Consider the following 10514-nt stretch of genomic DNA (forward strand, 5'->3'; position numbering starts at 1 on the left):
GCAGTTTCTGATGCTGTTTGCTTCAGTTGAGCTCCACATGCGTAGCAGGTCTCAGCTTCTGCATCTACTATGGTTCTGCAATCGGGACAGAAAGTCTCAGAATAGACCTTCTGCTGTAAAGGTCCTGGTTCAACCTCTGGTTCAACCTCTGGTTCAGGCTCTGGTTCCGGCGTGGGTTCTGGTTCTTCAACCTCTGGTTCAACCTCTGGTTCAGGCTCTGGTTCCGGCGTGGGTTCTGGTTCTTCAACCTCTGGTTCAACCTCTGGTTCAGGCTCGGTTTCAGGCTCGGACTGGGACTCGAGTTCTTCAGCCTCGATCGAATCCAATGAGATGCCGATCTCCTGAGCGCCTTTCTCAACCAGGGCTTCCTTCCTTACTAAGATACTATCACGAGCAGTTCTTCCCGATCGTTGAGTTGTTGCTCCCACTCAACGAAACGCTTCTGGTCCTCCATGACCAGAGCCTTGCTGTCGGCCAGCAACGCCTCCTGTTCGAGGAGAATATTCTCCTTGGCTAGGAGTTCCTCCCTCTTGGCGGTCATCTCCTCCAGTATCTTGGAGAGCTGCATCTCTTCATTCAGGAGTTTTTCCTCCATTCCAGAGATCTTCTCCATCACATCTTTGAGCTTTGTTTCATGCTGGGTTGTCGATTCGAAAAGAACTAGGACCTCTTCCTCCTTTCCAGTAATCTCCCGCTCTCTTTTCTCCAGGCTGTCTCTTCCAAGCCGCAACTCCTCTTCCCGCTGTCGAAGTTCGCTCTCGAGGTTGTCTAGCCTCTCCTCAGTCTCCTGGACCTTCAACTCTCGTGGCTTGAGCTCGGTCTCCCGGTCTTCAAGCTCCCTATCCTTGGCATCCAGCTGCTGAGTCCTCTCCTCAAGGGACTTCTCTTTTTGATTGAGGTTGCTCTCCCAAGAATCTAGCTCCTCTTTGCGACTGTTTATCTCTGCCTCTTGGGTCTTGATCTTATCCTTGAACTCTTCAATGATGTCCCATATGGGAACTTCGTTGTTCGACACAGAAACGCCTCCAAATCATCAACTGTAATCAAATAAGATATCGTGAATCCGCGTTCGTATTTCCAAGTTGGCATAAGTACTTTTCTTGAACATTTCCAGATACCACTTAGACGAGGGTCGGTCCCAGTATCGTCAGGTTGCTTTCCCCGACTTCTATGGTGTGCTTCTCCATGCTATGCTGGCAAGCCCTCATTTTTTCAACTCGCATGTAGCGGGCCAGTTTACCCCGCGTCCTGTCAAGGCCAAGCTCTATTATCCCGTCCACAAGGAAACCCTCGTTGCCAAGCAGATCTGAGGGATCTCCCTGGGATCTCTCCATTACAATGAATGTGATGAGGTTCATGTCCCTAAGCGCCTTGAAGAAGTAGAACATCTTCCTCCTCATCCCGTTAACACTGTCCATCAGAGAGTAGAGAGCGCCAAGGGAATCGAGGGTAAAGACGGTGAATTTATCCCCATTTTTCTTCTTGAAATAGGACAGCATCTGCTCGATGAACTGGGCATAGTCTGTGGGAGCATCCCCCTCGACGATGTCGTCTATCTCCCTCAGGTCAGTAAAATCAGAGATCTGCAGGTTGGGACTGAGCTTCATTCCAAGGCTCCTCATGTTCCGGAGATGACTTTCTGCGGTCTCCTCCAAGGTGACATAAAGACCCACTTCATCTTTATTCTCCAAATAAGAGGACATTACCGAGTAGCAGAAGCTGGTCTTCATCGATCCTGGCGGTCCGGTGACAAGAATGACCTTAGGAGGATCAATGTCGGTTCGGAAGATCTTTTCCATACCTTTGATTGAATTCTTGAGCATGACGTATCACCGTCGGGTGCATTTTCAACAGAATGCTGTTTAATAAAGCTTTTCAGCTAGGTTTTGAAAAATGCAAATTACCCGCCTTGATAGATAGTGAGGAGTTTGTCTGGCCCTTCACTGATCATTGTTCTCACTATTGGAATTGAAGAGCGAGGAATGATTTCTCGTATCGATGATCCCCGACTCCTCAATACCTTCATCCTCTTCTCGAGCCAGTCTAGCCACTGCGCATACTGTGTCATCTTCCTTGATGCGCATTATGGTGACTCCCATTGTGGCCCTTCCCGAGAGGCGGATCTGATCTACTGGAACTCGTATGATCATCCCCTGCTGACTGGTGACTATCAACTCGTCCCCTTCCGCTACCTCCTTGACTGCCACCACCATCCCGTTGCGCTCGGTGGTCTTAATGGTGATGACGCCCTTGCCTCCGCGTTTGGTCTTTCGGTAATCCTCCACTTTGGACAACTTGCCAAATCCATTCTCCGTGAGGGTCAAGAGGTTGGAATCAGGAGTCACGACAGCCATGGACACGACCTCGTCATCGCCGCCCAACCTGACCCCTCTGACCCCTCTGGCGGGTCGCCCCATTGGCCTTACGTCTGACTCCTGGAAACGAACCGCCTGTCCTTTCTTGGTGGCCAATACGATTTCCTTTTGGCCATCAGTCAGCTTTGTCTCAACAAGCTCATCCCCCTCGTCCAGGTTGAGGGCAATGATGCCAGTGCTGCGCACATGCGCGTAGGCGGAAAGGCGCGTTTTCTTGATGATGCCCTTGCGAGTTGAGAAGACCAGGAATCTGGAGTCGTCGAATTCGCTGACGGGTATGGTCTCGTTCACCACCTCCCCATCTTCCAGATTGGGAAGCAGATTCACGATGGGCTTTCCCTTGGCGTGCCGTCCTCCAATGGGTAACCTATAGGCCTTGAGCCAGTAGACCCGACCCAGGTTGGTGAAGAACATGAGGTAGTCATGGGTCGAGGTTACGAATAGATCGGTAAGGACATCCTCCTCCTTGGTCTGCATTCCAATGAGGCCTACGCCCCCCCTCCTCTGTCCCTTGTACGTGTCAAGCGGGACACGCTTGATGTAACCGTCCTGGGTAATGGTGACCACCATGTCCTCAACTGGTATGAGGTCCTCAAGATCCCATTCCAGAGCGTCCTCAACGATCACCGTTCTCCTCTCGTCGCCGTGCTGTTCCCTGATCTCCAAGAGCTCTTCCTTGATTATGGCCCTAACCCTTTCTGGAGAGGCTAGGATGTCCTCGAGATCAGCGATATGCTTCAGAAGCTCCTCGAACTCGAGACGCAAGGACTCGATCTCCAATCCTGTCAGCTTCTGCAATCTCATATCAAGTATGGCCTTTGCCTGCTCCTCGTCGAGCTCGAACCGCTCCATCAGCCGGTTCCTGGCCTCCTCAGCGTTCTCAGAGGAACGGATGATCTGGATGGTCTCATCGAGATTGTCCACCGCTATCATTAGGCCCTGGAGGATATGCTCGCGCTTTCTAGCCTGTTCCAGCTCGTAATTGGTTCTCCTAATCACGACCTCCTTCCTGAAGTCGATGAAGTACTGAATGGTCTCCTTCAGGGGGAGCACCTTTGGCTCGTTGTCGACAAGGGCGATGTTGATAACCCCGAAGGTCACCTCCATTTGGGTATGGGCAAATAGCTGGTTTAGGACCACGTCCGCCATGATGTCCTTCCTCAGCTCGATGACGATCCGCATACCTTCCCTGTCCGACTCGTCCCTGAGATCAGTGATCCCCTCGATCCTCTTGTCCTTGACCAATTCCGCGATGGTCTCGATCAGGTTGGCCTTGTTCACCTGGTAAGGTATCTCCGTGACAATGATCCGGTTCCTTCCCTCCAGCTCCTCGATGTCGGCCAAGGCTCTGACCTTGATCCGCCCCTTTCCGGTGGTGTACGCCTCTATTATTCCGTTGATGCCGTAAATGATTCCCCCCGTGGGGAAGTCTGGCCCCTTGATGAACTCCATCAGTTCCAAGATCTCCATTTCAGGATTGTCTATCAGGTGCACGATGGCGTCCACCGTCTCACGGAGGTTGTGAGGTGGGATGTTGGTGGCCATTCCAACGGCGATGCCGGAGGAGCCGTTTATAAGAAGATTTGGCAGCCGAGTTGGCAAGACCACCGGCTCCTGAAGGGAAGCGTCGAAGTTGTCGACGAAATCCACCGTGTTCTTCTCGATGTCAGCGAGCATGAACTCTGCTATCTTGGCGAGCCTTACCTCGGTATAACGCATGGCCGCTGCACCATCCCCGTCCACGCTGCCGAAGTTGCCCTGACCGTCCACGAGAGGATAGCGGAGTGAAAAGTCCTGTGCCATTCTGACCAAGGCGTCGTAGGCAGCTATGTCGCCGTGTGGATGGAATTTACCGATGACCTCGCCTACGATCCTGGCGCTCTTCTTGGGAGGCTTATTGAAAGTATTGCCAAGCTCGTGCATGGCGAATAGGATCTTGCGATGAACTGGCTTTAGGCCATCCCTAACGTCGGGGAGTGCTCTCCCAACGATCACGCTCATCGCGTAATCGATGTACGATTTCTGCATCTCGTCCTCTATTGGACGGTGAATGATCTTGCCTATGCTGTCCTCCATAAGACCACCTAGATATCCAGGTTCTCCACTTCCTTGGCGTGCTCGATGATGAAATCCTTCCTGGGCTGGACCTGATCGCCCATGAGGGTCGTGAAAAGCTCATCCGCCCTGACCGCATCTTCAATCGTCACCTTCTTGAGGATCCTGTTCTCGGGATCCATGGTGGTCTCCCAGAGTTGAGTGGGGTTCATCTCACCCAGACCTTTGTACCTCTGAATGGACGCTCCCCTTCCCAGCTCGTCAACTGCTTCGATTCTCTCCCTTTCGGAGTATACATAGAGTTCCTTTTTCCCGCGGTAGACCCTGTAGAGAGGAGGCTGGGCGATGTAAACGTAACCGTTCTCGATAACCGGCCTCATGTATCTGAAGAGCAGGGTGAGCAACAAGGTGCGAATGTGGGCACCGTCCACATCGGCATCCGTCATTATTACTATCCGGTGGTACCTCAACTTGGAGATATCGAACTCCTCCCCGATGCTGGTACCCAGGGCGGTTATCAGGTTCCGTATCTCCGTGTTCTTCAGGATCTTGTCCATCCTGGCCTTCTCCACATTGAGTATCTTGCCCCTTAGGGGCAGGATTGCCTGGAAGTTGCGGTTTCTTCCCTGTTTGCCGCTTCCACCTGCCGAATCGCCCTCAACAATGAATAGCTCTGATTTCGCCGGGTCCTTCTCGGTGCAGTCGGCCAGCTTTCCTGGAAGCGATGTAGATTCTAGGAAGCTCTTGCGCCTGGTCAGTTCCCTGGCCTTCCTGGCTGCCTCCCTGGCCTGCCTTGCGAGGAGTGCCTTGCCAATCGAGACCTCCGCCACCTTGGGGTTCTCCTCCAGGAATTGGAAGAGCTTCTCGTTCATGATGGATTCGACCGCCCCCCTTGCCTCGCTGTTTCCCAATTTGGTCTTGGTCTGACCCTCGAATTGAGGTTCGGGCAGTTTGACGCTCAGGATAGCGGTAAGCCCCTCTCTGACGTCCTCTCCGCCCAGGCTCTCCCCGTTGTTCTTGATCAGGTTGTATGCCCTCGCGTAATCGTTCATGGTGCGGGTGAGTGAGGCTCTGAAACCCACAATATGGGTCCCTCCCTCAATGGTGTTGATGTTGTTGACGAATGAGTGTATGTTCTCAGTGTAAGAATCCGTGTACTGGAGCGCCGCCTCCACCAGAATGTCATCCTTGTCTCCAGTGATGTAGATGGGGTTCTCATGAAGAACGGTCTTGTTCTTGTTGATGTGCTTGACGAACTCGATTATTCCTCCCTCGTAATGGAAGCGCTCGTACCTCCCGGTCTTCAGGTCTTTGAATATGATTCTGGCCTCTTTGTTCAAGAAAGCAAGGTCCCTTAGACGGTGGGAGAGCACATCGTCATCGAAATCGGTCTCCTCAAAGATCTCGGGGTCGGGCATGAAGGTTATAATGGTTCCTGTCTCACTCGTTTCCCCAACGACCTCGACCGGTCCTTCGGGGATGCCCCTGAAATAGCGCTGTTTATAGATCTTACCCTCTCTCCTGACTTCGGCCTCCAACCATACTGAAAGACCGGTGACCACCGATAGACCTACGCCGTGGAGACCCCCTGAAACCTTGTAGCTCTTCCTGTCAAATTTTCCGCCAGCATGCAGCGTGGTCATGACCAATTCTAATGCGGATTTGCCGAACTTCTCGTGAATTCCTGTGGGAATCCCGCGACCGTTGTCCGAACAGGTGGCGCTGCCATCTGCATTGATCACCACCTTGATCTGGTCACAGAAGCCCCCCACAACCTCATCTATACTGTTATCAACCACCTCGTAAACGAGATGGTGGAGCCCTCGAGCATCCGTACTTCCAATATACATTCCTGGACGCTTGCGCACGGCCTGCAGGCCCTCTAGCACTTGAATATCCTCTGCTCCATAACTCGAATCTTCCATGAACACGCCCTCTAATCACCAAAGATTGGAAACAAGGTTCCTCTAATTCTTATCAACAGCAAATGAAGTTACTGCTCCCATCCATCCTTATTTCAACCTAATGGTATACTAGTATTAATATCCTTCGAGAACATCTGGGTATTTAAATAAATGAACCCTTTTTCAGGCCTTTTCCCGGGCCTTTTCGCCTTATTCGAAAAGGGTGTAGGGGCCAGGCACAAATGCTTATAATGTTTGATGAATTTGGCTAGATTGATGACCTTGATGAAAGAGGCCCGCTGGGGGGTTACTGAGCGAATTCGCAGGGCTGCCGAGGCCGAGGGATTGGACCCCGAGTACCTGAGAAGGCAGGTGGCGAGCGGTCGCGTTGTGATACCAGGGAATCCCATCCACTCACCACGACCGGTGGGAATCGGAGAGGGGATGTTGGTCAAGGTCAACGTCAACATAGGCACCTCGAGGGACGTCCCCTCCCTCGATAATGAGATCGATAAGGCGAGGGTGGCCCTGAGATACGGCACAGATACCTTAATGGATCTGAGCACTGGGGGGGACATTGACGCCATAAGGAGGGCCATTCTCAAAGAGGTTGATGTGCCATTGGGAACCGTCCCCATCTATCAGACTGGGCTCAAGGCTGCCCGGCGGAGCGCTGTCGTCGACATGGACGAGGACGATATGTTCAATGGGATAGAGCTGCACGCAAAGGACGGTGTGGACTTCATGACCGTCCATTGTGGGATCACAAAGGAGAGCGTGGAATGGCTCAAGCGCTCCAAGAGGATCACGGACGTGGTCTCCAGGGGTGGGGCTTTTCTAACTGCCTGGATAATCCACAATGAGCGGGAGAACCCGCTTTACGAGAATTTCGATTACCTACTGGAAATGGCCCAGGAGTACGATTTCACTCTCTCTCTGGGTGATGGACTCAGACCTGGCTGCATTCAGGATGCCACCGACGGACCGCAGATACAGGAGCTCATCATCCTTGGCGATCTGGTAAGGAGGGCGAGGGAGAATGACGTTCAGGTGATGGTCGAAGGACCGGGACACGTTCCGATGGACCAGATAGCCGCCAACGTCAGGGTGGAAAAGACCATCTGTGACGGCGCCCCGTTCTATGTTCTTGGTCCTTTGGTGACAGACATTGCCCCTGGATACGATCACATCGTCGGAGCGATCGGTGGAGCGTTGGCCGCTTACAACGGGGCTGACTTCCTGTGCTATGTCACTCCCTCGGAACACCTTTCTCTTCCCACATCCGAGGATGTCAAGGAAGGTTTGATAGCCAGCAAGATAGCGGCTCACGTCGCAGACCTTTCCAGGGGAAAGGGAATGGACAGGGATTTGGCGATGTCCAAGGCGAGGAAGGCCCTTGATTGGGAGAGCATGTATAGGGAAGCGGTCGATCCAGACAAGGCTAGGGCTTACAGGGCTAGGGGTAGCACCGCCGAGGAGGAGGGATGTTCCATGTGCGGTGACGTCTGCGCCATTAGGATTCTGAAGGATTACCTGAAAAGATACAGTTGAGTGATCCAGATAGAAGAAATGGAGCCACTGGAGGGGTTCGAACCCTCGACCTGCGGTTTACGAAACCGCCGCTCCTTAACGACCCCTTTGGGGGGTTACCGCTGAGCTACAGTGGCCTGGGGAGACTGAACTGACACTACTCATTTATATTTTTCTTCAGTCGGAAAAACCACTTGCACGGGTTGAGAAAACTGGTTTTGCCCTCAATCTGCTCTGATATAACGTCAAAATGAGAAAATCACGCGAAAAGGATTATAGAACCTATGCTTGTTATTTCAAAAGGTCAGCGTGCTCTCGGATTTGGGTTTACCGGAAGGAAGGGTCATTAGCCAGCACAAGGGAGGTAGAGAATCTCTTCAAGAGATTTTCAATAGAGTCAGAAGATATCGCTTCTCCGGATATGTCCGTCTGAATCTCGCATTGACGGGAAAGAGGTCAGAGGGCATAGTCGTATTTGAGCTGGGCCAGCCAATTCTATCGGTGTATGTATTCAAGTGGGATGAGGTGGGCAGAGCGGGACGCGTCTACATGGGCCGGAAGGCTGTTGAATTCCTATGGGAGGATTCGGTGTACCCCGAGTGCAACATCACGCTTCACGCCGATGTCTCGCAAGAGAAGGTGATCGAGGTATTCCCTGACTCTGAAATAGCCATGACAGACCTCATTCTCCCGCCTTTCCTACCGAACCCTCCTCCCAAGATGTCAGAGTATGTCGAGGACCAAGAAGTGACCCCTTTCTTAAAGGCCTGGTCTGTAAAAGGCTACGACCTCTCATCCTTGGATCGCCTTCTAAGGAGAGATAGGGAGGAGGCCCGTCTCGCTCTACCATACTTCGAGACCAACCTCATACGGCTTGAGGAATTGAACGATCGCATCCTTCTTCTTGATACCATGGGTTATGAAAGGGAAGTGGAATCTCTAAGGAGGAAGATGGTCGACCCAGAGAGAATCGAGGAGATCGAGGCGGAACTGTCTAGATTCAAGAAGCGGATCAGTGAAAAGGATTCTGTCAAGAATGCCGAGAACGAGATCCATATGGATCGGGACCGCAAGCTGGTGGACGAGAAGATGGATGCGGTGTACGATCTGATCCTCCAGTACCACAAGATGCGTTCAGCTGGAGAGAGAACTATCAGCTGCCCGGAATGCGGGAGCTATCTCAGCCAGGACGGAAGCTGCCCTATCTGCTTTGCCGGTTCCCAGGACGAGCAAGGGATCGGGAGGAGGCTAAATCCCCGCCTGAAATTCGAATCCTTCGTCGTGGGTTCCAATACCCGTTTCACCGAGGCGGCCGCTAGGGCGGTGGCTATGAACCCCGGGGAGAGCTATAACCCGTTGTTCATCTATAGCAGGTCCGGTCTTGGCAAGACCCATCTTCTTCAAGCCATTGGAAACCGGATAATGGAGCTTGACGCCAGTTTAAAGGTGGTATACACTTCAACAGAGGTCTTGGAATCTGAACTGATTGAAGCCATAGCCAACAGACGGCTGGAATCCTTCAGGGAGGAGTACAGGATGGTGGACATCCTCCTTCTGGACGACCTACAGTTCATTGCAGGAAAGGAGGAGACGCAAGAGGAGATCTTCCATCTTTTCAACGACCTGGTGGAAAGGGGTCATCAAATTGTTCTGGCGTGCGATAGACTCCCCAAGGACATACCCTCCCTTAGCGAGAGGCTGATCACCAGATTCGAATCAGGCTTGATCGCCGACCTCCAACCACCTGACCTGGAGACTCGGATCGCGATCCTGGAAAGGATGGTCAAGGAAAAGGAGCTGGAGGTACCTAGCGAGGTGCTCATATTCATCGCCGAGGTATGCCGTTCCAACGTGAGGGAGATGGAGGGGGGTCTCAATCGGATATTGGCCTTCTCTTCTCTAATGAACAGCCCGATAGGTCTGGAAACGGCCCGGGAGGTGTTGACATACGAAAGACCAGTGCCGGTGGAGATAGAAAGACCATCATTGACGGATGGTGTCAGCTACCTAATCGAGGAAAGAAAAGCCAACGCATCGCATGCCCTTGCGGCCTCCAAGCTAAGCGAAGGATATAAGGCCATGGCCATCACCCGGAGTCACCCACGTTACCTCAGGGAAAGATGTCTGGATGGGGAGCCGCGTATCCTGTGGCTGACAGATCACGAGTCCAAACAGGAGAACACCATCCCGCCCTCTCTGGAGAGAATCATGCTCCTCATCGACGAGTTCATGGAGGAGGATGGGAGGAAGATCATCCTTCTCGACGACGTGCAATACCTGATGAGCAATACCTCATTTGAAGGAGTCGTTAGATTCATCAGATCGGTGGTGGACAAGGTTCATGAAGATGTCACGATATTCATTGTGAGCGTCGACCCTGAGAGCCTCGACCCCCAGGACAGATCCGTGTTAGAAAGGGAAATGGAGGTCATCAGGGAAGCGGATGTCCGGGCCTAGAAGATTATGATCACAGATGTCTAAGTTCTGATCGGAACTCCACCAGTTTCTCGAGGGCCTCGTCGTATTTCTCGCGATTGAGTGCCGAGGCGGCTTCTTTTAGCAACTTGACCATGACGTTGACCTCCTTGCCCTCTGCCTTGGCATCCAGGAGCGCGGACTTGGCTCTCTTCATCTCCTCATTGATCTCGCC

7 protein-coding genes, 1 tRNA gene and 1 pseudogene are annotated in these 10514 nt (G+C 52.5%); 2 read left to right on the plus strand and 7 right to left on the minus strand.

Features of this window, described 5'->3' with window-relative positions:
- Positions 1–119 precede the first annotated feature (119 nt).
- The 5 genes and pseudogenes from GKC03_09850 to gyrB form a co-directional block, all read right to left on the minus strand.
- Positions 120–323 (minus strand): annotated as a pseudogene (locus GKC03_09850) (energy transducer TonB).
- Between the two features lie 53 nt (positions 324–376).
- A complete protein-coding gene (locus GKC03_09855; protein ID NYT12830.1) occupies positions 377–1015 on the minus strand; it encodes a hypothetical protein in 639 nt (212 codons plus the stop codon).
- A 106-nt stretch (positions 1016–1121) separates the two neighbouring features.
- Complete coding sequence (locus GKC03_09860; GenBank protein ID NYT12831.1) at positions 1122–1823, minus strand: signal transduction protein; 702 nt, start codon at positions 1821–1823, stop codon at positions 1122–1124.
- 117 nt (positions 1824–1940) lie between these two features.
- A complete protein-coding gene (gyrA, locus tag GKC03_09865) occupies positions 1941–4451 on the minus strand; it encodes a DNA gyrase subunit A (protein NYT12832.1) in 2511 nt (836 codons plus the stop codon).
- A gap of 8 nt (positions 4452–4459) precedes the next feature.
- Positions 4460–6355, minus strand: coding sequence for a DNA topoisomerase (ATP-hydrolyzing) subunit B (gyrB, locus tag GKC03_09870; GenBank protein NYT12833.1), 1896 nt, complete (start codon positions 6353–6355; stop codon positions 4460–4462).
- A gap of 255 nt (positions 6356–6610) precedes the next feature.
- Between gyrB and thiC the strand changes: the two genes are divergently transcribed.
- The gene (gene thiC, locus GKC03_09875; GenBank protein ID NYT12834.1) at positions 6611–7885 is read left to right on the plus strand and encodes a phosphomethylpyrimidine synthase ThiC; all 1275 of its coding nucleotides are present in this window, start codon (positions 6611–6613) and stop codon (positions 7883–7885) included.
- A 19-nt stretch (positions 7886–7904) separates the two neighbouring features.
- Here the strand turns inward: thiC and GKC03_09880 are convergent.
- Positions 7905–8001: transfer RNA gene (locus tag GKC03_09880), tRNA-Thr, on the minus strand.
- Positions 8002–8152: 151 nt separating this feature from the next.
- Between GKC03_09880 and GKC03_09885 the strand changes: the two genes are divergently transcribed.
- Positions 8153–10321 carry a DUF835 domain-containing protein gene (locus GKC03_09885; protein ID NYT12835.1) on the plus strand — a complete coding sequence of 723 codons (2169 nt, stop codon included), beginning with the start codon at positions 8153–8155 and terminating at the stop codon, positions 10319–10321.
- Between the two features lie 10 nt (positions 10322–10331).
- On the opposite strand, the gene GKC03_09890 is transcribed toward GKC03_09885, so the two are convergent.
- Positions 10332–10496: a hypothetical protein gene (locus GKC03_09890; GenBank protein NYT12836.1), complete on the minus strand. Its 165-nt coding sequence runs from the start codon at positions 10494–10496 to the stop codon at positions 10332–10334.
- Between the last annotated feature and the right edge of the window lie 18 nt (positions 10497–10514).

The organism is Methanomassiliicoccales archaeon, from assembly GCA_013415695.1.
Classification (GTDB): domain Archaea; phylum Thermoplasmatota; class Thermoplasmata; order Methanomassiliicoccales; family JAAEEP01; genus JAAEEP01.

Bases quoted from the DNA above. Each gene is read 5' to 3' on its own strand.
- GKC03_09860 (NYT12831.1), bottom strand. From the start codon at position 1,823: ATGCTCAAGAATTCAATCAAAGGTATGGAAAAGATCTTCCGAACCGAC.
- gyrA (NYT12832.1), bottom strand. From the start codon at position 4,451: ATGGAGGACAGCATAGGCAAGATCATTCACCGTCCAATAGAGGACGAG.
- gyrB (NYT12833.1), bottom strand. From the start codon at position 6,355: ATGGAAGATTCGAGTTATGGAGCAGAGGATATTCAAGTGCTAGAGGGC.
- thiC (NYT12834.1), top strand. From the start codon at position 6,611: ATGACCTTGATGAAAGAGGCCCGCTGGGGGGTTACTGAGCGAATTCGC.
- GKC03_09890 (NYT12836.1), bottom strand. From the start codon at position 10,496: ATGAAGAGAGCCAAGTCCGCGCTCCTGGATGCCAAGGCAGAGGGCAAG.